Below are 22181 nucleotides of genomic sequence, written 5' to 3'. Positions count from 1 at the left end.
CTGATCGGCCGGCTCTGTGCCGTTACTCGCCCTCACCGATGCGCCGAACGGTGATGGCGCCGTCCGGGCAGGCCTCCGCGCCGCGGCAGGCCTGCGCCTCCAGATCGGCGGGCACCCCGTCCATTGCCACGGCGTATCCGGCGTCATCGATCGAGTAAACGTCGGGCCCTTCGGCGGCGCACAGGGTGTACCCGCAGCACTTCGCCCGGTCGACGGTGACGAGAAGTGTCGGCTGAGTGACTGCCATGATCGGCTCCTCTGGTGACCCTGGTGTGCGACGGGCTGCGGTATGTCCCGATTGTAGACAGGATATCCAGATAATGTTTTATTTGCATACATGGTCTCATTTCTGAGCGATGCCGGGCGATCCATCGGGCCGCATCATGCCTGACTCGAAATCGATTGCGGCGCAGCTCAATCCGGTCTCCGGCCCGCTGGCGCTGCGTGCCGCCTTCGGGTGCTTCCCCAGTGGTGTCATCGCCATCTGTGCGCTGAAAGAAGACGGCATACCGGTCGGCATCGCGGCAAGTGCATTCGTCTCACTATCGCTCGATCCACCGCTGGTGGCGATCTCCATCCAGCGGACGTCCACGTCCTGGCCACGATTACGGCAGAGCGATCGCCTCGGACTGAGCGTGCTGGGGCATGATCAGGAACATGCCTGCGCAAGGTTGTCAGGCAAGGGAGACCGCTTCGGCGCGATCGAGTGGATGCCAACCGGCACAGGGGCGGTGATGATCGGCGGGGCGTCCGCGTGGTTGGAGTGCGCGCTGTTCGATGAGGTCCCCGCCGGCGACCACACGCTCGCCATTTTGCAGATTCATCGGTTGTGTACGCACCCCGCCGTGGCTCCGCTGGTGTTCCACGCAGGCCGGTTCCGGCGACTCGAGGCCGACGTGCCGGCCGTAGCGTCAGGAGGCCACGGCCAACGGTCGCGCTGATCGAGCGCAGCCGCGAACAGTTTCGAAGAAGGTCTTGACCAGGGCAGCGCAGTGAACACATAATACGTCTTGTGTTCAATCAAATCCATTCATTCAGGCACGGCTCGGCTGCTGCATCGGACGCGCGGTCAGCTGGAGGAAATGCATGACTGCCATCGAGGCCGACACCGCTACCACCACCGTGCTGGACGCGGTCCGGGCGCTGGCCCCCGAGATCGCCGAGCGCGCCGGCGAGATCGAAGCGGCCAAGTTGGTTCCCGCCGATTTGATCGAACGCCTCACGGCCGCAGGGGCTTTCCGGATGTTCGTCCCCCGCCAGTACGGCGGCGAGGAGATGAGCATGGCCGCAGCCATGGAGGTCATCGAGGAGGTCGCCCGGGCCGACGCGTCCACCGGCTGGACCGTGATGATCGGCGCCGACTTCGCCCCGGTATTCGGCCGATTCCCGCAACACGTCCTCGACGGCCAGATCTATCCCAACGGACCGGACACGATGGCACGCGGGGCATTCGCACCCAAGGGGGTGGCGATCCGCACCGATGGTGGCTATCTCGTCAACGGACAGTGGCCCCTCGCCAGCGGAAGCTACGAGCACCAGTGGATGATCGGCAGCTGCGTGGTGTTGCGGAACGGTGCGCCCATCATGACCGACGCGGGCGTCCCGGAGATGGTGCTGGCCATGGTGCCGGCGCGCGACGCACAGTTCGTGCAGACCTGGGACTCAGTCGGATTGTGCGGGACCAACAGCAATGACTTCGTCCTCAAAGACGTGTTCGTGTCAAACGATCACACCGCCCAGTTCTTCGGTCCGGCCACCGTCGACACGCCACTGTTCCGGCTTCCCGTCCGGCTGGCGCTGGGGCCCACCCACGTCGCGGTGGTGATGGGTATCGCCGAGGGTGCGCTTGCCGATCTGCGGGAGCTGGCCAAGACCAAGCGTCCCGCGTTCAACCCCACCCAGCGGCTGGCCGCGGATCCCGTGTTCCAGTACCGGCTTGGCCAGCTCGAGATCCGACTCGCCGCGGTTCGAGCGCTGGCCGAGAAGGAGGTAAATCTCATGTGGGACGCCGCGCTCTCTCGCGAGCCCATCTCACCGCTGGCCGCGACACGCCAGCGTGCCATGGTGGCGCGGGCCCACACCGAATGCGTCGAGATCGTCAACGAGGCTTTCGGATTGGCGGGAAGCAACGCCATGTACAACACCTCCACCTTGCAGCGACGCCTGCGCGACGTCCGTACGGCGGCACAGCATGCGGCCGCCAGCGCGGAGATCTATACGATCGTCGGCGCGCTACTCGTCGACGAGGACGTCCCGCCGGCTGCGCTGGGCTGACGGTACGCCATGACGACGGCCACGACGACAGCCACGAAGACCATGCAGGCGATGACGGTCCACTGGGAACTCGTCCGGCTGAACAACGCCTTCGCCTTCTATCTCGACAACGGCGTTTTCGAGTCGATGATCGAATTGTTCACCCCCGACGGATTGTTCGACCGCGCAGGCATCGTCCACCGCGGGCAAGACGAGATCCGCGAGGGCATGGCGGAACGGCCGAAGGTGACCACTCGGCACCTGCTGACCAACTTCCACCTCACCAGCCTCGATGACGACGCGGCCGAGGCGGTGGTCTGCGCGATGGTCTACCACGGGCCGGTGGCGGAGAACGGGGAAGCGGTGGTCTACGCCACTGACAACGGCCGCGTAATCGAATTCCACGACCGGTACGTGAAAACCGTTGACGGATGGCGTATCGCCTCGCGCATCGCCCGCCCGATCTTCACCCCGAAGGTATGGCCGTGACCCGGCCGAGGCAAGGAGCGGCAATCACATGACTGACAACCACCACGATGTTCTGTCGACCGTGGACAAGTTCGTCGAGGCCCTTTCGGCGGGCGATGCGGCCGGCCTCGATGCGCTCTTCACCGATGACGCCGTGATCTGGCACAACTACGACCAGGTCGGCCAGCCGGCCAGGGAAGCGCTGGCTGCACTCGCAGGCCTCGGCGCGCTGCAACCGCGTTACGAGATCGCCGGCCGAGACGTGGTCGACGGCGCGTGCATTCAACGCCACGTCGTCCACATCACTCTGCCCGGCGGACAGTCGGCCTCTATTCCCGCCATCCAGCGGATCTCCATGACGGACGGTCGAATTCGACGGATCGACGAGTACATGGACTCGGCCCAGATGGCAGCCGCGGTGCAAGCCATGCAAGCCAGCCCGCAGGCCGGCGTGTGACCGCCCTCTAATCCCCACAACGAGAAAAGGACCCGTAATGCCAGCAATCACAGACAAGTTCACCGGTGAACCTGTCCTCAAGCTCCAGCGCCTCGGTCACGGCACCCTCGAGACTGTCGACATCGCCAGGGCACGCCGGTTCTACGAGGCAGTGCTCGGGCTCGAGGTCATCCAGCCGAGCAGCAGATCGATGATGATCCGGCTCGGCACCAACCATGCGTACGCGGTGGTTGAGACCGGCAAGGAGAGCACGATGTCGATGCTGGCGCACAACGGACTCGATGTCGGCAGCGTCGAGGAGGTCCACGCCGCCTACGAGAAGCTGGTCGCGATCAAGGACGAGTGGGGCATCAAGCAGATCACCGAGCCTCGGCACATGCACGGCGACACGTCGTTCTATTTCACCGATCCCGACGGCAACTGGTGGGAGATCGTGGCGGTGCGCGAGAACGGCTATGCGGAGGATTTCACCGATCCCGAGCGCGATCTCACCGGCCTGCACGAGTTCGATGGCGAAGGCGGGAACGTGAACTTCAACCACACGCACGATCCCGACTTCCGTGCCCGGGTGCGCGAGGTCGTGAACGCGAAGAGCGACGCGTAATGAGCCGTCTCGACGGAAAGGTCGCCGTCGTCACCGGGGCGGGCAAGGGCATCGGCCGGGGGATCGCCCGCCGCTTCGCCCGTGAGGGCGCCAAGGTCATCATCGCCGAGTTCGATGCCGACGCGGGTAAGCGGGTCGCCGACGATTTGGGCGAACTCGGTGGTGAAGGACTGTTCGTGCAGACCGACGTGTCGCAGAAGGCCGACATCGAGGGCGCACTGGCGGCCGCGCAGGAGAGCTTCGGCGGCCTGGACATTCTGGTGAACAACGCCATCTCGTTGACCCCGGACGTCCCGCTGGAATACAAGACCGACGAGATGCTCGAGCAGACCATGAAAGTCGGGCTGTGGAGCGTCTGGTGGGGCATGCAGACCGCGTTTCCCGTCATGAAGGCCCAAGGCGGCGGCCGGATCATCAACTTCTACTCGATCGACGCCGACAACGGCAACTGGGTGCACGGTGACTACAACACCGCAAAGGGCGGCGTGCAGGCGCTGACCCGGACCGCTGGTTTCCAATGGGCACGGCACAACATCTGTGTCAACGCCATCGCTCCGATCGCTGCATCGGCTGCCTTCGAACAGATGGTTGCCGACAATCCCGCACTGGGAGAGGCGATTCCGACGATGATCCCGATGGGACGGATGGGCGATCCGGAGGACGACATCGCCCCGGTGGCAGCATTTCTGGCCAGCGAGGAGGCCCGCTTCATCACCGGGGCCACCATCCCGGTTGACGGCGGTCTGCACGTGCCGCGGCTGAACACCCGGCCGCCGGACCCTTCGGTCTTCGACTCAATGTCCGGCAGTCCCGGGCAATGACAACAAGGTATCGGTTAGAGAAACAGGAGATTTCGGCGTGACCATAGATGAGGTGAAACACGCTCCGACGGGACCTGTCCTGTCAGACGGCACCCCGCTGTCGGAGCTGATCGACAAAGACTTCCGGGAAGTCTCGCTTCGGGTTCTGACCGACCCTGAGCTTTACCAGCTGGAGCTCAAGCACCTGTTCGCCAAGGCGTGGACGGTGGTGGCACACGAGGACGAAGTCCCGAATGTCGACGACTACGTGCTGCGGTATGTCGGCGAGGACCAGGTGATCGTCAGCCGGGCCGCAGACGACACTTTTACGGTGGCTCTCAACGTGTGTGCGCACCGGGCCGCCAAAGTGTGCCGGTTCGAGGCGGGCAACGCCAAGACGTTCCAATGTGCCTACCACGGTTGGGTTTACAAGTCCGACGGTAGCTTCGTTGGCGCACCCATAGCTCGGGAGGACATGCACGGACTGTTGCGGCCGAAGTCCGAACTCGGGTTGGCGAAGGGTCGGGTGGAGACCTACTGCGGCATGATCTTCGCGACCTTTGACGAGAACGCCCCGTCTCTGCGCGAGTATCTCGGCCCGATGACGTGGTACTGGGACCTGATGTTCGACCGCACGCCGGGTGGCATGACGGTACTCGGCCATCCCCAGCGGTTCATCATCAAGGCCAACTGGAAGAGCGCCGCAGAGCAGTTCGCCGGAGACATCTTCCACACGCTGTCGCTGCACCGCTCGATGCAGGAACTGCAACTGCTCTCCACCGAGGGCGAGTCGCAGGAGCCGGCGATGGCCGGAGTCAGCGCCAGCTACAACGGCCATTTCGTGCGGTGCTTCGACCTGACCAACGAGCATTACGTCAACGCGCTCAAGGGCAAGAGCCTTGCGGACATGTCGCCGATGGAGCGGATGCACCTGGTTCCACCGCCGGGGATGTCACCCGAGATGGTCGACGGGCTGCCGAATCGATTCGACGATGGGCAACTGAAGATCCTCGCGGGGTACCCTCCGCAGGTCGGTCAGCTGTGGCCGAATACGGCTGCGCTGTGCATGCCGTTCCAGTTCCCCGACGGCACCCCGTCGGCCTTCCTCAGCTGGCGGGTCTGGGTACCGAGAGGACCAGAGCACTTCGAGCTCTTCCATTGGAGCCTGGTCGAACGCGACGCGCCTGCCGAGCTGCGCGACACCGTGAACCTGATGACGGCCGCCACCTTCGGCATCAGCGGTTTCGTCGAGGCTGACGACACCGACACGTGGCCCATGCAGACCTACGCCTCCAAGGGTGCGCTAGGGGCAAAGCAGAAGCTGCGTTACCAGGCGATCACCGGAGAGAACAAGCCGAGTGACTGGCCGGGTCCTGCGCAGGTCTACGCCGGGTTCCCCAAGGACGACACGCAGTGGAATTTCTGGCTGCGCTACAGCGAGTTCATGGAAGGGAGAGCGTGGTGACCACAGAAGCAACTCGAGACGAGGCTGTTCCCGCCGTCCGGGCAACCATGGGCACCGTCGACTATCCGAGCGCGAAGGGCTCGCGAATCAAGGTGACCGACCCGCGGCACTTCGAGATCGTTGCGTGGCTGGAAGACGAGTCGACGCTGCTCGACGACGACAACCTGACTGGTTGGCTTGCGCTGCTGGCGCCCGACGTCATCTATCGGGCACCGGTTCGGACCACCCGCGATCACCGGTCCAAGGGGGTGTTCGAGGCGGAGATGTACCACTTCAACGAGAACATCATGACCCTGATGTTGAAGCTGATGCGGTTGACTCAGACCGATAGCGCATGGTCGGAGAATCCGCTGTCCAGAACGCAGCGGATCGTGCACAAGGTGCGCGCATACGAGACCGACAAGGCCGACGAGTACGAGGTCTTCAGCTCCATCGTGCTCATCCGGTCCCGCTATGACGAACCGGCGCTCGAGTTCCTGCCTGCTCGCCGGGTCGACACCATCCGAACGGGCGACGAGTGGAAGCTCGCGGCACGGACCATCTATTTCGATCAAGCCACGCTGGGTGTGCAGAACCTGGCCGTCTATCTGTAGAAGGGTGTGAATTGTCTTCTGCAACAGAGGAGATGCCGGGCTACCTGCCCGGCACCTGGTCGATCGATCCGGTGCGGTCGACCCTGACATTCTCGGTGGGCCACCTGGGAGTGCACACCGTGCACGGAACGCTCGGCGTGTCAGGGCAGATCACCATGGCCGACGACCCGCTCGATTCGGCAGTGGACGCGTCGATCGACCTCGGCCTGGTCGACACCGGAAGCAAGGGGCGCGACAACGCGATCCGGTCGGCGCATCTCCTCGACGTGGCCAGCCGGCCGACGGCGAGGTACCGGTCCCGGCGAATCGGCATCGGGACGATGCCCGGCGAATTCCTGCTACACGGGGATCTCTCGTTGCTGGGCGTCACCCGGGAGGTGCCGCTGCGGATTCGCCTGGAGCGCTCCACCGATGGTGACCGGCACCGGCCGGTCGTCACCGGCACAGGTGAATTCGCCCGTCGCGACTTCGATTTCGTGTACCGGGTGCGCCCACGGTTCCTCGATCGCGCGATCTCGTCGACCGTGGGTGTCGAAGTACGACTCGAGGCGTCACCCGCCGACACAACCGAAGGGACAGGACGCTGAAGATCGCAAGGATCCGTCACGAGGACGCCGATGTCTGGGGTTTGGTGGACGTCGACGCGGAAACCGTGCAGCCGATTCGCGGTGGTATCGAGCAGTGGGGGCCGGCGGCGGCGGACGGCACCGCGGACTTCGAGAAGGTCGGTCGGCCGGTGGCGATGACGGACGTTCGCTGGCTGCCACCGATCACACCGACCTCCACGATCGTCGGGGTCGGCATGAACTACTGGTCGCACCTGGAGAAGCTGGGCGTGACCGAGCGCCCGAAGAGCACCCTTGGCTTCCTCAAGCCGCAGGTGGCGATCATCGGCCACGGCGACACGCTCGCCAATCCGACAATCACCGAGCAATTGGACTTCGAGGTCGAACTCGTTGTGGTGATGGCGGAGTCAGTGAGTCGCGTCGGCGGCGTGCCCACCGACGCGGTCCTCGGTTACACCGTCGGCAACGACGTCAGCGCCCGCGACGCGCCCGCGCCGATGAGTGGTGGGCTGGATCTGTTCTCCATCAAGGCGCTCGGGGGTACGACGCCAGTCGGGCCATGGATCACCACCAAAGACGAGTTCGGCGGCTCGGGCCAGATCGACGTCGGCATATCATTACGCGTCAACGGTGAAGAACGCCAGCATGACCGCACCGGCAAGATGATCTTCAGCATCGACGAATGTCTCGAGTACGTCGTCGCGAGGATGGCGCTCACCGCCGGTGACATCGTGTTCACGGGCACCACTCATGGCGTCGGGTTCGAGGACGGCCGATACCTTCAGGAGGGGGACGTCGTCGAAGCGGAAGTCGAGGGAGTCGGCGTGCTGCGCAACGTGGTCGGCGCCAGATCGACGTGAGACGTCAGCTTACGGCTTTGCGGTCCGAACGGACGCGGGACTTCCTGGGTTCGAGGCCGGCTGACGCACCGAGCACGACGAGAAGGTCTCGGAACTCCCGATAATCGCGCGAAGGCATGAAGTAGTGCGAAAAGGCCATCCGCACAATCAGGTCCGTGATCTCGTCCAGGGTGGCCGATCCACCGAGTACGGCGGCGCTGTCGCCCAGTACCGGCTCCAAGGCATCGCGTAGCACCGTGGACAGCCGAGGCGTTACCTGCTTGATGTAGCCCAGCACGAAGCCCGGTTCGAGCTGACCGATCTGCACCGTTGCCGGGTTCTCCAGCCAGAACCGCAGCATGACGTCGATGACGATCTGGAGGCGGTCAGCCGGCTCCGGGTTGTCCTCGATCGCGTCTTGGAGGACTGCCTGCAGCTTCGTGACGAAGTGATCGCCCAATGACTGAAGGAGCTCGTCCTTGTTTTTGAAGTATCGGTACAGTGTCCCGACCGACACCCCGGCCTCGTGCGCGATGTCGCTCATGGCAAGTTTCTTCGGGCCCTGCCGCGCGATTGCGTGCAGGGCACCGTCAAAGATGCGGGCCTCGGTAGTTGCCCTGGTCGCCAACGGAAGCCTTTCGTGGTGAAGCAGCCGGAGTTGCTCAATTCATCTCGGATTATATCGCAAATCGATTGATTAAACACATTTAGCTATTTATGTATTAATAGTCCTATTCATTTCTTATCCGGCATTTCCGTGAGATTGACGGATTCTCGCAAGAATGCGTGACCGAAGCCGCTCGGGGGTGTGCCGGGAGCAAGCCTCAAACAGCCGGAGCCGCTGCGAATTCCGGCCAGATCAATGCCATGGCAGTCGGGATGAATTGCACTTGCGACCCCCGCGCGGCCGATTCGGCAATGGCTAAGGATTGAAAAGCGGAATCCTCCATGTCTGTTTCCCATAGCGCACGATTCCGGTCCAACCGTCGATTCGCTTCTGCGTTGCAATCGATTGGTCGCGGCTCGGCGATTCGCCAGGATCGCTGCTGCGTATTCAATGAGGCATGTACGCCAGATCCGTGCCGCGGTGGCGTAACCGGTTCACCACCGGGCTGGCCCGTCGACGGCGCACCGTGCCCTGAGAAGACGCCCGGAATGCCATGAACGCCCTCGGCAAGTGACACGGCATCGATAAGCGGGCTTGATGAGTTCACGGGTATGACTCTGTCGCAATGCATTACATCTTAAAACCGCGCCTCGGCGACTGGGCCGGTGCTAGCTTCGCCGGGCTGTCCGCAGTCGGAAGAAATCGGCCCTTGACCCATTATAGTTATGAAACTAAAGTATCTCCGCGATGGCAGTCCATGCAAGCACAGTCGGCGCCTCCTCGCGTGGCGGCCGTCGGCATGGATGTCCACGGGTGTTTGCCGGCACCGGTGAAGTGCCGCGCCGGAGGAGCTCGCTTTGATCTCGATCGATCGCGCCGCCAAGCCGCTGCGCGGGGTGGGCGACTTCTTCGCGATGGCGTTGGACACGTTGGTGCAGATTCCCCGGCGACCGTTCGCCACGCGTGAGTTGGTGCTGCAGTCCTGGTTCGTGGCCAGGGTGTCGCTGTTACCGACGCTCATGCTGTCGATCCCGTTCACCGTGCTCACCGTGTTCACGTTGAACGTTCTGCTGCTCGAGTTCGGCGCGGGAGACTTCTCGGGGAGCGGCGCAGCCCTTGCAGGCGTCACGCAGATCGGACCACTGGTGAGCGTGTTGGTGGTCGCCGGTGCCGGCGCGACGGCGATGTGTGCCGATCTGGGCTCGCGCACCATTCGCGAAGAACTCGATGCGCTGCGGGTACTCGGGATCAATCCGGTTCAGGCGCTGGTGGTGCCCAGGGTGCTGGCGGCGACGCTGGTGTCGATGCTGTTGTCCGGTCTGGTGATCGTCACCGGCCTGGTCGGCGGCTTCGCCTTCTCGGTATTCGTCCAGCATGTGACACCTGGCGCCTTCGCCGCAGGCATCACGTTGCTCACCGGAGCGCCCGAGTTGAGCATCGCGATCATCAAGGCCGGTCTGTTCGGCCTGACTGCCAGCGTGATCGCTTGCTACAAAGGCATTTCGGTTGGTGGTGGCCCGGCGGCCGTCGGGAACGCGGTCAACGAAACCGTGGTGTACTCCTTCCTGTCGCTGTTCGTCATCGACGTCATCGTGACCGCCGTGGGCATCAAGGCAACGGCATGAGCTACAGCGTTCCCAGCCCGCGGTTCCCCCGACTGATGCGCGACGTGGGTGGCGTCGTCTCGGGCTGGAAGGACGTCGGCGCGCAGGCACGCTTCTTCGCGCAGACTCTCGTCGCAGTCGGCGACGCCCTCAAGGGCTACAGAGGTGAGACGCTGCGCATGATCGCGCAGATGGGTTTGGGCGCCGGAGCTCTCGCGGTCATCGGGGGCACCGTGGGCATCGTCGGCTTCCTGACGCTGACAGCCGGGTCCCTGGTCACGATTCAGGGCTACAGCTCGCTCAGCGACATCGGCGTGGAGGCCTTGACCGGATTCGTCTCTGCCTACGTCAATGGCCGCATCGTCACGCCACTCACCGCGGTGATCGCCTTGTCCGCGACAATCGGCGCAGGTACCACCGCGCAGCTAGGAGCGATGCGCATCAACGAGGAGATCGACGCCCTGGAGGTCATGGGCATCCGGTCGGTCGCATACCTTGCCTCCACCCGCGTGGTGGCCGGCGTGATCGTCGTGATCCCGCTTTACTGCATCGCGGTCTGGATGTCGTTCATGTCCGCCCGGTTCGCCACGACCGTCTACTACGGGCAGCCGACCGGTGTCTACGACCACTACTTCTCCACCTTCCTTCAGCCGACCGACATCCTCTGGTCGCTGTTCCAAGCGGTCCTGATGGGTCTGGTCGTCATGCTTGTCCACACCTATTACGGCTTCACCGCCTCTGGCGGTCCGGCAGGAGTCGGAGAGGCGGTGGGGCGGGCGGTACGTACTTCCTTGGTGGTCGCCGTGATCGTCATATTGTTCGCCTCACTGGCCATCTACGGGCGGACCGGCAACTTCCACTTCTCCGGCGGATAGCCATGGCGCCCCAACACATCACACCGAGCGCACCACGTTGCTCCTCAGTCGAAAACTTGAGCAGGGTCTGCTGGTAACGCAATGCGATTCATGGGCGGCGACGACAAGTACCTGGGGTGGTGGACGACGATCCTGGTGACCGTCGTCGTCGCGCTCATCGCACTGTCGTGGGCATTGTTCAACGGGTCCTTCCGGTCTTCGGTGCCGGTGACCCTGACCTCGGACCGGTCCGGTTTGGTGATGGAACCGGGTAGCAAGGTCAGGTTCCGCGGAGTGCAGGTGGGTCAGGTCGATTCCGTTAGCGCGGGAACGGAATCGGTGAAGCTGCAGCTGGAGATCGATCCCGACGTGATCGACACACTTCCGGCCAACACCAGCGCGCAGATCAGGGCCACCACGGTCTTCGGGGCCAAGTACGTCGACCTCATCTATCCCGACCAGCCGCAGGCTCAGCGTCTGGCCGCGGGGGCGGTCCTGCAGTCGCGCAATGTCAGCACCGAGGTCAACACCGTCTTCCAGAACCTGCTCCTCGTGCTCAAGCAGGTCGATCCTGCGAAGCTCAACGCCACGCTCACCGCGCTGGCAGAAGGAGTCCGGGGCCAGGGTGAGGTCATCGGTGCGGCCACGACCGACGCCAATGAAGTTCTGCTGGAGATCAATCCGCGGATGGACACGGTGCGTCAAGACCTACGCTCGCTGAGTGGATTCAGCCGGGCCTACGGAGGGGCGGCCCAGGACATTTTAAGGACGCTGTCGGCGGTCTCCACGACCAGCGCGACCGTCGCCGGTCGCTCAGCCGATCTCGACGCACTGCTCGTCAACGTGATCGGTTTCGCGCAGGCGGGGACGAATCTGATCCAGCCCAGTCAAAGTGATCTGGTCCGAGCCGTCAACGTGCTCGATCCCACAACGAACCTGTTGATGAAATACAGCCCGTCCTACACCTGCATGCTCCTTGGTGCCACGTGGTTCCTCGACAACGGAGGACGTGATGCACTGGGCGCAGGCGACGGCAGGTCGGGCGTTCTCGATGCCACCTTCCTACTCGGCGATGACGAGTACAAATACCCGGAGAACCTGCCCGTCGTCGCGGCGAAGGGTGGACCGGGGGGCAAGCCCGGCTGCGGATCGCTACCCGACCCGAGCAAGAACTACCCTGTCCGCCAATTGATCTCGGATACCGGCTGGGGGACCGGGCTCGACGTCCGTCCGAATCCGGGCATCGGCCACCCGTGGTATGCCAACTACTTCCCGGTCACCCGTGCGATTCCCGAGCCCCCCAGCTTTCGTGGCGAAGGCCCTCCGGCCATCGGCCCGGTTCCCTACCCGGGGGCCCCGCCGTACGGTGCGCCGGAGTACGGGCCCGACGGGACGCCGCTCTATCCGGCGCCGCCCGGCACGCCGCCGGCTCCGCCGTTGCAAGGTTCGCCGCCGGCCTTGCCTGCTCCGCCAGACGTGTCAGGAACGGGGCCGTGAAGGACGACCTCGTCGGCGCGCTCTGGCGGCTGACCATCTTCGTGACAGTGTGCCTGCTCACTCTGTTCGGACTGTACGCGGTTTTCGGACAGGTGAGATTTCAGAAGGAGAAGTCCTACAACGCCGAGTTTTCCAACGTGGGGGGACTGGAAGAGGGAAACTTCGTCCGGATCGCCGGTGTCGAGGTTGGCAAGGTGAAGAAGGTTGCCGTCAAGCAGAATTCGTTCGCGGTGGTCGAGTTCACCGCTGACGATTCGGTGGTTCTGACCCAAGGCACGAAGGCGGTGATCCGATACGACAACTTGATCGGTGGCCGGTTCCTGGCCCTGGAGGAGGGCGCCGGGCCGCTGAACCGGCTCGAGCCCGGGCAAACCATCCCGCTGAGCAGAACCGCTCCGGCCCTCGATCTGGACGCGCTCATCGGCGGCTTCCGGCCATTGTTCCGTGCCTTGGACCCCGAACAGGTCAATGCGCTTACGGGACAATTGATCTCCGCATTCAATGGACAGGGCGCCACCGTGGGGTCTTTCCTGGCGCAGACGTCGGCGCTGACGAACACCCTGGCCGATCGCGATGACCTCATCGGCCAGGTAATCGGCAACCTGAACAACGTGCTTGCCTCACTGGGCGATCAGAGCGACAAGTTCGGCTCCGCGGTGGACTCGCTTTCGGGGCTGGTCAAAGGATTGGCCGAGCGCAGGACCGACGTCAGCCGCGGACTGGCCAACCTCGACAGCGGCGCGGCCTCCGTCGCTGACCTGCTGTCCGAGGCCCGCCCTCCGTTGCAGAACACCGTTGCCCAGTCCGACCGCGCCACCTCGATCGTCGTGGCGGACCACGCGTATTTCGACGATCTGCTCAACACGCTGCCGGACGCCTATCAGCAGCTCGGCCGGCAGGGACTCTACGGCGACTTCTTCAGTTTTTATCTGTGCGACCTGGTGCTCAAGGTCAACGGGAAGGGCGGCCAGCCGGTCTTCGTCAAGCTGGCCGGCCAAACCACAGGAAGGTGCGCGCCGAGATGAGGTCCTTCGGAGAACGCAATTCCCTTGTCATCGGCGCGGTCGGATGCGCTGTGACCATCGGGATCATGGTGGGTGCAACACAATACGACAAACTGCCGTTCTTCTCAGGTGGCGAGGTCTACACCGCGTACTTCGCGGAGGCAGGTGGGCTGCGGTCGGGCGCTGCCGTTCAGGTCTTCGGCGCCCGTGCCGGCCAGGTGTCGAGCATCAAGCTGGACGGGCCCCGGGTGCTGATCACGTTCGACCTGTCGAAGGACATCGAGCTCGGAGACCGGACCGAGGCGGCGGTGAAGACCAAGAGCCTGCTCGGAACCAAGATTCTGGAGATCACGCCCCGTGGAGTTGGCAAATTGTCGGGTGCGATTCCTCTCGACCGAACGACTTCGGCTTACCAGCTGCCCGATGCGTTGGGCGACCTCACGGCTGCGATCAGCGGCTTGAACACCGACCAGGTGTCGCAGTCGTTGTCGACTCTGGCCGAGACCTTCGCCGAGACGCCGCCCGAGCTCAGGGCCGCCGTTTCAGGTGTCGCCCGGTTCTCCCAGGCGGTCGACGTGCGGGATGGACAACTGCGCACCTTGCTCTCTAACGCCAACAAGGTCACGGCGGTGCTGTCCGAACGCAGCGAGCTGATTGTCAATCTGGTCGCCAACACGAACGCCTTGATGGCAGAACTGCAGAACGAAAGTGCCGCACTGCGCACCGTGTCCGCGAACATCTCCGCACTCTCTCGACAGCTCTCCGGTCTGGTCGCCGACAATCGCACTCAGCTCCGGCCTGCGCTGGACAAGCTCAACGGCGTTTTGACCATCCTGGACAACCGCAAGGGGCGGGTACAGACGTCCATCAAGCTGCTCAACTCCTACATCACCTCGCTGGGAGAGGCAGTCGCCGCCGGGCCGTTCTTCAAGGCCTACGTCGCGAATCTGCTGCCCGGACAGTTCATCCAGCCGTTCGTGGACGCCGCGTTCTCCGACCTCGGTTTGGATCCGAGCGTGCTCGCGCCGTCGGAGCGCAGCGACCCGGAGATCGGCCAGCCCGGAACCCCCGCGCTGCCGGTGCCGTTTCCGCGTACCGGTCAGGGCGGCGAACCCAACTTGACCCTGCCGGACGCCATCACCGGCAAACCCGGCGATCCGCGCTACCCCTATGACCCACCACTCCCGCAGCCAGCGCCCGGCGGCCCGCCGCCGGGACCCCCCGCCGGCTACGTGCCCGATACAGCACCGACGCAGGCAACGCCGTGACCGCACTGCGCAAATCCCGCACGGGCCTGGCCGGCGCGCTCGTCCTGTTGCTGGTGGCGGCCGTGCTGACCGTGATTCCCGAGGCCCGGCACGCCGACAATGTCACCGTCACAGCGTATTTCGACAACAGCAACGGAATCTTCGTCGGCGACGAGGTACAGATACTGGGCGTGCCGGTAGGCGAAATCAACACGATCGAGCCCCAACCGGGACGCGCGAAGGTGACTTTTTCCTACGACGGCCATTTCCAAGTGCCCGCCGACGCTCAGGCAGCCATCCTGTCACCCGCACTCGTCACGTCACGAGCCATTCAGTTGACCCCGGCCTACACCACCGGACCCACCATGGCAGATGGCGCCGTCATCCCCGAAGAGCGCACAGCGGTCCCGGTGGAGTGGGACGATTTCCGTGCACAGCTCGACAAGCTCACCCAGTCGTTGCAGCCCACCCGGCCCGGCGGTGTGGCCCCGCTCGGGTCCCTCATCAACACGGCAGCCGACAATCTGCGTGGTGAAGGAGCCAACATCCGGGACACCATCATCAAGTTGTCCCAAGCCATTTCGGTACTGGGTGACCACAGCACCGACATCTTCAGCACCGTAAAGAACCTGTCGATCCTGGTCTCGGCACTCCAGGGCAGCACGGACCTGATGCGTCAGGTGAACCGAAACGTCGCCTCCGTCACCGCGTTGTTGGCCGCAGACCCCAACGCCGTGGGCAACGCCATCAAGGATCTCAACGTAGCCGTCGCCGACGTTCAGGGCTTCGTCGCAGAGAATCGAGATTCCCTCGGCACCACCTCAGACAGGCTGGCATCCGTCTCGAAGGCTGTGACCGAGAGCCTCGACGACGTCAAACAGACACTGCACGTCGCCCCCACGGCGCTGAACAACTACAACAACATCTGGCAACCGGCCCAGGGCGCGCTATCCGGCGCGCTGATGCTCAACAACTTCGCCAACCCGATCACCTTCCTGTGCGGTGCCATCCAGGCGGCGGCACGGCTCAATGCCGAACAATCGGCGAAGCTCTGCGTGCAATACCTGGCCCCGATCGTCAAGAATCGTCAGCTGAACTTTCCGCCGCTTGGCGAGAACCTCTTTGTCGGAGCCCAGGCTCGCCCCAACGAGGTCACCTACAGCGAGGACCGGCTGCGGCCGGATTTCAAGCCCCCTACGCCTGAGGCGACGCCAACGCCCGAAGCGCCGGCAGTACCCGAAGTGAATGCCCCACTCCTGCCCGCCGAGGCGATTCCAACGCATCCCGACGAGGGTCTGCCCGGGCTGATGGTTCCACAGGGGGGTGGCTCGTGAGACGACTGATGCGGTCGGTGATTGCCGGCGGGCTGGTGGTGTTCCTCGCGGTGACGGTGTCTGGCTGTGGGTGGCGCGGCCTGAACTCGTTACCACTGCCTGGCACCGCGGGAAGTGGTCCAGGTTCGTTCGAAGTGAAGGCACAGCTGCCCGATGTCACCAACATCCAGCAGAATTCGCGCGTTCGGGTCGCTGATGTGACGGTTGGCAACGTCGTCAAGATCGAGCGCGAAGGTTGGCATTCGCTGCTGACCATGCGGATCGACGGCAACGTGGAGTTGCCCGCGAACGCGGTCGCCACGATCGGCCAGACCAGTCTCCTGGGCTCGCTGCACGTGGAGCTCGCGCCGCCAACCGGTGTGCCGCCGGAAGGCAAGCTGCGCAACGGGTCGTTGATCCCGTTGGCGGCCGCGGGCAGCTATCCAACGACCGAGCAGACGCTGGCGGCCTTGTCGCTGGTACTCAATGGCGGCGGTATCGGCCAGGTTCAGGACATCACCAGGGCGTTCAGCACCGCGTTCGCCGGCCGGGAGAGCGATCTGCGCAGCCTGATCGAGCAGCTGGACCAGTTCATGGGCCGACTCAGTGCGCAGAGCGATGACATCATTAGGGCCACCGAGAGTGTCAACGATCTCGTCGGCCAATTCTCCGATCAGCGACCAGTTCTCGACCGGGCTCTGCAGACCTTTCCCGAGGCCCTGGCGGTGCTCAAGGAGCAGCGCGAGAATCTGGTCGAGGTGCTGGACAAGCTCGGCAAGTTCAGTGCGCTCACCGCGGACACGGTCGATCAGACCAAGGAGGCTCTGATTCAGGAGCTGAAGGACCTGGGACCTGTGCTGAAGTCGCTGGCTGACGCGGGCCCGTCGCTCACCCGGTCACTGAGCTTCCTGACGACCTTCCCATGGAACAAGGAGACGATCCCCAATTGGTTCCGTGGTGACTTCGCCAATCTGACCCTTGTCCTGGATTTGACGTTGAGTCGGCTTGATTCGTCGTTTCTCACCGGCACCCGATTCGAGGGGGGATTGACCAAACTGGAGATGCAGTGGGGGCGCACCATCGGCCAACAGCCCAGCCCCTATACCTCGGTCAATCCGCTGACGTTCCCGTATCAGTTCGACCAAGGGCCCTAGCGTGCACTTGGAGAGACGTGTTCTGATCAAACTGGCTGTCTTCGCGGTGGTCTCCATCATTGCCGTGTCGGTAACCGTGTTCGGGTACGTCAAGGTGTCCAACCTGATTCCCGGCTTCGGGCATTACACGGTGACCGTGCAACTGCCTCAGTCAGGAGGTCTGTACGCGGGCGGGAATGTCACCTACCGCGGAACTGAAGTGGGTCGGGTAGAGAACGTCCGAGTAACCGGGGCAGGCGTCGAGGCGGTGCTCTCGCTCAAGTCGGGGATCGACATCCCGTCGGACCTGGATGCAGAAGTCCACAGCCAGTCAGCAGTCGGCGAACAATATGTCGCGCTGCTACCGCGCAAAGGCGGGTCCCGGCCGCTTGCCGACGGGGACGTCGTACCGATGGCGCGCACTTCGGTGCCGCCCGATATCAACTCGCTGCTCGACGCCACCAACACGGCTCTCGAGGCAATCCCGCAGGACAACCTCAAGACGGTGATCGACGAAAGCTACACGGCTGTAGGGGGTCTCGGGCCGGAACTGTCTCGAATCGTGAAGGGTTCCACAAGGCTGGCCAGCGATGCCAGGAAGAACCTCGATTCGTTGACCACCCTCGTCGACCAGTCCCCGCCCGTGCTCGACTCCCAGGCCGAGACGTCGGATTCGATCCAGGCCTGGGCGGCGAATCTGGCAAACCTGACCGGCCAGCTGCAAGATCAAGACGCCGCGGTCAACGGATTACTGGACAAGGGACCGGATTCGGCAGACCAGGTACGGCGGCTCTTCGAGCGATTGCAGCCGACTTTGCCCATCGTGCTGGCCAATCTCGTCAGCGTGGGCGAAGTCGCGGTCACCTACCAGAACGACATCGAGCAGTTGTTGGTGCTGCTGCCGCAGGGCACCGCGATCATGGGCGGCGGAATCGTGCCCAATCTGGCCACCAAGCAGGACTACAAGGGTTTCTATCTGGACTTCAATCTGAACCTGAATCTGCCTGCGCCGTGTACAACCGGCTTCCTGCCGGCTCAGCAGCGGCGGTCGGCCAGTGAGGTGGACTATCCGCCTCGTCCCGAGGGGGACCTGTATTGCCGGGTCCCGCAGGACTCGGCGATCGATGTTCGTGGCGCGCGAAACATCCCGTGCGAGACGGTCCCCGGGAAGCGCGCACCGTCGGTGAAGATGTGCGAAGGCACCGAGAATTACGTTCCGCTCAACGACGGCTATAACTGGAAGGGCGATCCGAACGCGACCCTGTCGGGGCAGAGCGTACCGCAGTTACCTCTCGCTTCGCCGTCGGTCGCAGGTCAACCCGCGCCCGCTCCGGCGCCACCGCCGATCGCTGCCGCGGCCTACGACCCTGCCACCGGCAGCTATGTGGGCCCGGACGGTCGTGTCTACACCCAAGCCGATCTGGCTGAAAACGCCGCAGCAGACCGGACGTGGCAGTCGATGCTGCTACCCCCGGAGGGATAAAGAGCGCCGCCCGGATATTTCAACCTGCCCTGGCTCCCGAGTTCCGGCGTGATTTCGTGTTGCCGGTTGGGCTGACGGCGAACAGCGACGCGGCGAGTGCGGGAACCTCATCCGACTGGCTTCCCGGCAGAAACAACGTCGACATCACGCTGCGCAGAAAGAGGTCTCCGAGTTGACGTTTCGTCAATGTCCCACTCGTCACCAGCGGTGATTCGTCAGCGGCGGGACCGAGGGCCTCGACCACCATATCGATGAGGTTCGGGAACGTATCGCGGATGAACGCCAGCGTGAATTCCGGTGCCACGTCGAGCATCCGATTCAGATCGCCACCCGCGGCGCGGTAAGCCGTCAAGGTGTCCAGGACGACCTGGACTCGTGACGCCGGATCGGGGTTGGCGGTGATTGCCGCCGCGAACGCTTCGGCGATGCCCTGCTCGAAGTGGCGTCCCAGGTGTGCCAGAACGGCCTCTTTGCTGTCGAAATAACGATAGAAGGTGCCGCGGGCAACCTGTGAGGCTTCGCAGATGTCGCTCACCGAGAGCTTGTGCGTACCCTGCCTGCTCAGGGCCTTCATCGTGCCGTCCAAGATCTTTTGCACGGCATTGTCGGATCGCTGGCCGTCTGCCGCCATACGCCCTCACCTCACCCATGCACTCGTTGTCCGCAAAGCGTGTGCCATGTTGATTATGGTCATATGTCCGGCGTAATTAGGGATCCACGCAGCCTTAGTGAGCGAATGCACTCGACGGCGCCGGGGGTTGATTCGGTGCCAACGATCAACGCCGTCGAGGCACGCCTAGCGGGCGATCACGCGGTGGCTTTCTCCGGCGGCTCCGAAACCCGCTGATCAACCCCGCCGGCAAACCGGTCACCGAAGTTCGCCAGATCCGAGACGAGATCGAGAAACGAGTGCGCCGACTGCTGGGCGAACTTGGCGTACAACCAATTCGCCCCGTGCTCAGTTTCATCAGTTGTGGTCCGCAGGGTCCGCAGGAGATCCGATCGCAGCATCAGTCATCACAGCGTTGCCCAGCAAACGTCCGGTCGACTCGTTCGCACACGCAGCACTGCGGGTCATCGACCTCGATGAGATCGGTCGACATGTACCGACGGTCACCGAGCGTCGTTGGCGGGATCGCCGCACGATCCACCCCCTGTCACCGAGCCGCCGACGTCGTTAACGACGACGCGCGCACCACGCGAGGCGAGAAGCAGTGCATGGTGTCGGCCGAGACCCCGGCCCGCGCCGGTGACGACAGCGACTTGACCGTCGAACCGTAACTCGCCCATCAGCTCGGCCACTCCTCCGGACGGCGCGCGTACAGAATCGGCATTGCCCGCGGCAGCCGGCTCGGATCCGGTGTGGAGATCGCGTCGAGCATGAGCGCGACATATCTCCGCCAGCCGTCGGAGGCCGGGTCCATCGTCCACAACACACTGTTGATCATCGAGACGATGCGCGGCAGGTCCTCGGCGACCAGGTCGGCCCTGACAAGGCCGGCTTGTTGAGCCCGGCGAGTGAGCTCATGGAGCGCCTCGTCGAGTTGGGCTGACACATCCGTCAGTGATCCGGCCTTCAGCGCCGCGGCCAGGACGTTGTGCTCGCGCGCGCCGAGCGCTATCGCGGCCTCGATCAGCTTGCCCAGGCCACGCAACGGATTCCGGCTCCGCAGAGCCCGTTCCAGCTCCGGTGCGAGGTTTTCGGCGATGCTCTGGTCGATCACCGCCCTGGCGAGCTCACCCTTGGTGGGAAATCTCCGGTAGAGCGTCCGTTCCCCAACCCCGGCGCGGCTCGCGATGACGTCCATGGGCGCGTCCGGTCCAAGCTCCGCATAGGCCTCCCGCGCGGCGCGAAGGATGCGCTCGGCGTTGCGGGCAGCGTCGGCGCGCAGAGGACGGTCAGCCACCGCTGTCACATCGTTACTGTAACCGACAGTTGACTGTCGGTTATTGTCGGCTTTACGCTCGTCCGCGAATTGGCAGTTGGCTGTCGAATAGGAGCGGCAATGGCGACGACCCCGACCCAGGGCGACGGCATCGTTCTGCCCGCTATCCCGTTGCCGCGGGATGTCCGGTGCCCGTTGGCGCCGTCGCCGGAATTCGCACAATGGCGGGCGGCCGACGGGCTGCAGCGGGCCCTGTGGCGGCACGAACCGACGTGGGTGATCAGCCGCTACGAGGACATCAGGGCGGCGTTGACCGATCCACGCCTGTCCGCGAACACGCTGGGAGACCTCCGTGCCAAGAGCGCCGAAGAGGTCGATGTGGTGGTTTTCGCGCGCATCGACGATCCCGAGCACAACCGGTTGCGACGAATGATGACGCGCGACTTCACCTTCCGACGTGCGGAGTCGATGCGCCCGCAGATCCAGGGGTTGGTCGACGGAGCCCTGGACGACATGATCCACAACGGCCCACCGGCCGACCTGGTTCACGACTTCGCCCTGCCGGTCCCGTCGCTGGTGATTTCCCTGCTGCTCGGAGTCCCCTACGAGGACCACGAGTTCTTCCAGCACCAGAGCACGAAGGGCCTCGACTCCAGGTCGACCGACGACGAAAAGCTCGCCGCAATCGGCGCCATGTTCGACTACATGTGGAAGCTGGCCGAACTCAAGGACCGCGAACCCCGCGACGACTTGATGAGCCGGCTGATGACCGAATACGTCGCCAAGGGTGAGCTCAATCGCGAGACAGCGGTCATGAACGGCGTGATTTTACTGCAGGCCGGCCATGAAACCGCAGCGGGCATGATCGCACTAGGAACCGTTGCGCTGCTGCAGCATCCGGAACAACTGCAGCGTCTAAGGGAGACGGACGACCCAGTCCTGATCGCCAACATCGTCGAAGAGCTCATGCGTTATCTGAGCATCGTGCACAGCCAGGTCGACCGGGTGGCTCTCGAGGACCTCACGATCAACGGTCAGCTGATTCGGGCCGGCGATCCCGTGCTGATGAACCTGCCGGCGGGAAACTGGGACGCCGCCTTCGTCGATAACCCAGACATCTTCGACATCGACCGTAATCCGCGGGGACATCTCGGCTTCGGCTTCGGGGTCCATCAATGCATCGGTCAGAACCTGGCGCGTGTCGAACTGCAGATCGCGCTCGCCACGCTGGTACGTCGACTGCCGGGACTGCGATTGGCGGTCCCGCAGGAGGAGCTGAGTTTCGGAGACGAGCAGGAGATCTACACCATTCACGAGCTGCCAGTCACCTGGTGACTCCATTGAGCCTGCCGGATGATCTTGGTCATGTCGGACCCATCGGGCCCGCCGCCCGGCCGCGTCTGGTTAATTTCGGGAATGCATAAGGGGTCCGCGATCGCCGCTTACCAGGCTGTCCTACGCCATGACGAGCCTGCGGCAAGCCGATCTCGGGACGCTTTCGACTAGGC

At 63.9% G+C, this 22181-nt stretch carries 24 protein-coding genes and 1 pseudogene; 19 read left to right on the top strand and 6 right to left on the bottom strand.

Annotated features, from left to right (window positions below; translation table 11 throughout):
• Positions 1–22: 22 nt before the first annotated feature.
• A complete protein-coding gene (locus QOC76_RS28320; protein ID WP_526362783.1) occupies positions 23–247 on the bottom strand; it encodes a ferredoxin in 225 nt (74 codons plus the stop codon).
• A 136-nt stretch (positions 248–383) separates the two neighbouring features.
• Between QOC76_RS28320 and QOC76_RS28315 the strand changes: the two genes are divergently transcribed.
• The 10 genes from QOC76_RS28315 (at position 384) to QOC76_RS28270 (ending at position 8066) form a co-directional block, all read left to right on the top strand.
• Positions 384–941, top strand: a complete 558-nt coding sequence (locus QOC76_RS28315; protein ID WP_526362781.1) for a flavin reductase family protein — start codon at positions 384–386, stop codon at positions 939–941.
• Positions 942–1086: 145 nt separating this feature from the next.
• The gene (locus QOC76_RS28310; RefSeq protein ID WP_526362779.1) at positions 1087–2274 is read left to right on the top strand and encodes an acyl-CoA dehydrogenase family protein; all 1188 of its coding nucleotides are present in this window, start codon (positions 1087–1089) and stop codon (positions 2272–2274) included.
• A 9-nt stretch (positions 2275–2283) separates the two neighbouring features.
• Positions 2284–2742 (top strand): nuclear transport factor 2 family protein, encoded by a 459-nt coding sequence (locus QOC76_RS28305; protein ID WP_526362777.1) that lies wholly within the window; start codon positions 2284–2286, stop codon positions 2740–2742.
• Positions 2743–2770: 28 nt separating this feature from the next.
• Positions 2771–3178: a nuclear transport factor 2 family protein gene (locus QOC76_RS28300; protein ID WP_526362775.1), complete on the top strand. Its 408-nt coding sequence runs from the start codon at positions 2771–2773 to the stop codon at positions 3176–3178.
• Positions 3179–3215: 37 nt separating this feature from the next.
• Complete coding sequence (locus QOC76_RS28295; RefSeq protein ID WP_526362773.1) at positions 3216–3782, top strand: VOC family protein; 567 nt, start codon at positions 3216–3218, stop codon at positions 3780–3782.
• Positions 3782–4603, top strand: a complete 822-nt coding sequence (locus QOC76_RS28290; protein ID WP_526362771.1) for an SDR family NAD(P)-dependent oxidoreductase — start codon at positions 3782–3784, stop codon at positions 4601–4603. Before QOC76_RS28295 ends, QOC76_RS28290 begins: the two co-directional genes overlap by 1 nt.
• Positions 4604–4640: 37 nt before the next feature.
• On the top strand, positions 4641–6047 hold the full coding sequence (locus QOC76_RS28285) for an aromatic ring-hydroxylating oxygenase subunit alpha (RefSeq protein ID WP_526362769.1): 1407 nt from the start codon (positions 4641–4643) through the stop codon (positions 6045–6047).
• Complete coding sequence (locus tag QOC76_RS28280) at positions 6044–6640, top strand: aromatic-ring-hydroxylating dioxygenase subunit beta (RefSeq protein ID WP_526362767.1); 597 nt, start codon at positions 6044–6046, stop codon at positions 6638–6640. The genes QOC76_RS28285 and QOC76_RS28280 overlap by 4 nt, the downstream gene beginning before the upstream one ends.
• 11 nt (positions 6641–6651) lie before the next feature.
• Positions 6652–7227 (top strand): YceI family protein, encoded by a 576-nt coding sequence (locus tag QOC76_RS28275; protein ID WP_526362765.1) that lies wholly within the window; start codon positions 6652–6654, stop codon positions 7225–7227.
• Positions 7224–8066: a fumarylacetoacetate hydrolase family protein gene (locus tag QOC76_RS28270; protein WP_526362841.1), complete on the top strand. Its 843-nt coding sequence runs from the start codon at positions 7224–7226 to the stop codon at positions 8064–8066. The genes QOC76_RS28275 and QOC76_RS28270 overlap by 4 nt, the downstream gene beginning before the upstream one ends.
• A 4-nt stretch (positions 8067–8070) precedes the next feature.
• On the opposite strand, the gene QOC76_RS28265 is transcribed toward QOC76_RS28270, so the two are convergent.
• The gene (locus QOC76_RS28265; RefSeq protein WP_526362763.1) at positions 8071–8673 is read right to left on the bottom strand and encodes a TetR/AcrR family transcriptional regulator; all 603 of its coding nucleotides are present in this window, start codon (positions 8671–8673) and stop codon (positions 8071–8073) included.
• An 893-nt stretch (positions 8674–9566) separates the two neighbouring features.
• Between QOC76_RS28265 and QOC76_RS28260 the strand changes: the two genes are divergently transcribed.
• The 8 genes from QOC76_RS28260 (at position 9567) to QOC76_RS28225 (ending at position 18787) form a co-directional block, all read left to right on the top strand.
• The gene (locus tag QOC76_RS28260) at positions 9567–10277 is read left to right on the top strand and encodes an MlaE family ABC transporter permease (protein WP_526362839.1); all 711 of its coding nucleotides are present in this window, start codon (positions 9567–9569) and stop codon (positions 10275–10277) included.
• Complete coding sequence (locus tag QOC76_RS28255) at positions 10274–11131, top strand: MlaE family ABC transporter permease (RefSeq protein WP_526362761.1); 858 nt, start codon at positions 10274–10276, stop codon at positions 11129–11131. The genes QOC76_RS28260 and QOC76_RS28255 overlap by 4 nt, the downstream gene beginning before the upstream one ends.
• Positions 11132–11221: 90 nt before the next feature.
• Complete coding sequence (locus QOC76_RS28250; protein ID WP_526362759.1) at positions 11222–12607, top strand: MCE family protein; 1386 nt, start codon at positions 11222–11224, stop codon at positions 12605–12607.
• Positions 12604–13632 (top strand): MCE family protein, encoded by a 1029-nt coding sequence (locus tag QOC76_RS28245; protein WP_526362757.1) that lies wholly within the window; start codon positions 12604–12606, stop codon positions 13630–13632. The genes QOC76_RS28250 and QOC76_RS28245 overlap by 4 nt, the downstream gene beginning before the upstream one ends.
• Positions 13629–14879: an MCE family protein gene (locus tag QOC76_RS28240; RefSeq protein ID WP_526362755.1), complete on the top strand. Its 1251-nt coding sequence runs from the start codon at positions 13629–13631 to the stop codon at positions 14877–14879. The genes QOC76_RS28245 and QOC76_RS28240 overlap by 4 nt, the downstream gene beginning before the upstream one ends.
• On the top strand, positions 14876–16192 hold the full coding sequence (locus QOC76_RS28235; RefSeq protein WP_526362753.1) for an MCE family protein: 1317 nt from the start codon (positions 14876–14878) through the stop codon (positions 16190–16192). The genes QOC76_RS28240 and QOC76_RS28235 overlap by 4 nt, the downstream gene beginning before the upstream one ends.
• Positions 16193–16200: 8 nt before the next feature.
• A complete protein-coding gene (locus QOC76_RS28230) occupies positions 16201–17325 on the top strand; it encodes a virulence factor Mce family protein (RefSeq protein ID WP_526362837.1) in 1125 nt (374 codons plus the stop codon).
• Position 17326: 1 nt separating this feature from the next.
• Complete coding sequence (locus QOC76_RS28225) at positions 17327–18787, top strand: MCE family protein (RefSeq protein ID WP_526362751.1); 1461 nt, start codon at positions 17327–17329, stop codon at positions 18785–18787.
• 19 nt (positions 18788–18806) lie between these two features.
• Here the strand turns inward: QOC76_RS28225 and QOC76_RS28220 are convergent, their stop codons facing one another.
• The 4 genes and pseudogenes from QOC76_RS28220 to QOC76_RS28205 form a co-directional block, all read right to left on the bottom strand.
• Positions 18807–19418 carry a TetR/AcrR family transcriptional regulator gene (locus QOC76_RS28220; RefSeq protein ID WP_526362749.1) on the bottom strand — a complete coding sequence of 204 codons (612 nt, stop codon included), beginning with the start codon at positions 19416–19418 and terminating at the stop codon, positions 18807–18809.
• 176 nt (positions 19419–19594) lie between these two features.
• On the bottom strand, positions 19595–19798 hold the full coding sequence (locus QOC76_RS28215) for a hypothetical protein (protein ID WP_526362747.1): 204 nt from the start codon (positions 19796–19798) through the stop codon (positions 19595–19597).
• A 117-nt stretch (positions 19799–19915) separates the two neighbouring features.
• Positions 19916–20077, bottom strand: a pseudogene (locus QOC76_RS28210) (short-chain dehydrogenase); the annotation flags it as partial.
• Positions 20077–20703, bottom strand: coding sequence for a TetR/AcrR family transcriptional regulator (locus QOC76_RS28205; RefSeq protein ID WP_526362745.1), 627 nt, complete (start codon positions 20701–20703; stop codon positions 20077–20079). The pseudogene QOC76_RS28210 and the gene QOC76_RS28205, both read right to left, overlap by 1 nt.
• A gap of 78 nt (positions 20704–20781) precedes the next feature.
• On the opposite strand from QOC76_RS28205, the gene QOC76_RS28200 reads away from it, so the two are divergent.
• Positions 20782–22008 carry a cytochrome P450 gene (locus tag QOC76_RS28200; RefSeq protein WP_526362835.1) on the top strand — a complete coding sequence of 409 codons (1227 nt, stop codon included), beginning with the start codon at positions 20782–20784 and terminating at the stop codon, positions 22006–22008.
• The last annotated feature ends 173 nt before the right edge of the window (positions 22009–22181 follow it).

The organism is Mycobacterium sp., from assembly GCF_032159565.1.
GTDB lineage: Bacteria > Actinomycetota > Actinomycetes > Mycobacteriales > Mycobacteriaceae > Mycobacterium.
Note: the sequence above shows the minus strand (reverse complement) of the source record. Positions and strands in the feature narration are given on the sequence as shown.

Coding starts and splice junctions, on each gene's coding strand:
- QOC76_RS28215 (WP_526362747.1), bottom strand. CDS start 19,798: ATGCTGCGATCGGATCTCCTGCGGACCCTGCGGACCACAACTGATGAA.
- QOC76_RS28300 (WP_526362775.1), top strand. CDS start 2,771: ATGACTGACAACCACCACGATGTTCTGTCGACCGTGGACAAGTTCGTC.
- QOC76_RS28310 (WP_526362779.1), top strand. CDS start 1,087: ATGACTGCCATCGAGGCCGACACCGCTACCACCACCGTGCTGGACGCG.
- QOC76_RS28255 (WP_526362761.1), top strand. CDS start 10,274: ATGAGCTACAGCGTTCCCAGCCCGCGGTTCCCCCGACTGATGCGCGAC.
- QOC76_RS28320 (WP_526362783.1), bottom strand. CDS start 247: ATGGCAGTCACTCAGCCGACACTTCTCGTCACCGTCGACCGGGCGAAG.
- QOC76_RS28260 (WP_526362839.1), top strand. CDS start 9,567: ATGGCGTTGGACACGTTGGTGCAGATTCCCCGGCGACCGTTCGCCACG.
- QOC76_RS28220 (WP_526362749.1), bottom strand. CDS start 19,418: ATGGCGGCAGACGGCCAGCGATCCGACAATGCCGTGCAAAAGATCTTG.
- QOC76_RS28290 (WP_526362771.1), top strand. CDS start 3,782: ATGAGCCGTCTCGACGGAAAGGTCGCCGTCGTCACCGGGGCGGGCAAG.
- QOC76_RS28305 (WP_526362777.1), top strand. CDS start 2,284: ATGACGACGGCCACGACGACAGCCACGAAGACCATGCAGGCGATGACG.
- QOC76_RS28315 (WP_526362781.1), top strand. CDS start 384: ATGCCTGACTCGAAATCGATTGCGGCGCAGCTCAATCCGGTCTCCGGC.
- QOC76_RS28230 (WP_526362837.1), top strand. CDS start 16,201: ATGCGGTCGGTGATTGCCGGCGGGCTGGTGGTGTTCCTCGCGGTGACG.
- QOC76_RS28295 (WP_526362773.1), top strand. CDS start 3,216: ATGCCAGCAATCACAGACAAGTTCACCGGTGAACCTGTCCTCAAGCTC.
- QOC76_RS28240 (WP_526362755.1), top strand. CDS start 13,629: ATGAGGTCCTTCGGAGAACGCAATTCCCTTGTCATCGGCGCGGTCGGA.
- QOC76_RS28250 (WP_526362759.1), top strand. CDS start 11,222: ATGGGCGGCGACGACAAGTACCTGGGGTGGTGGACGACGATCCTGGTG.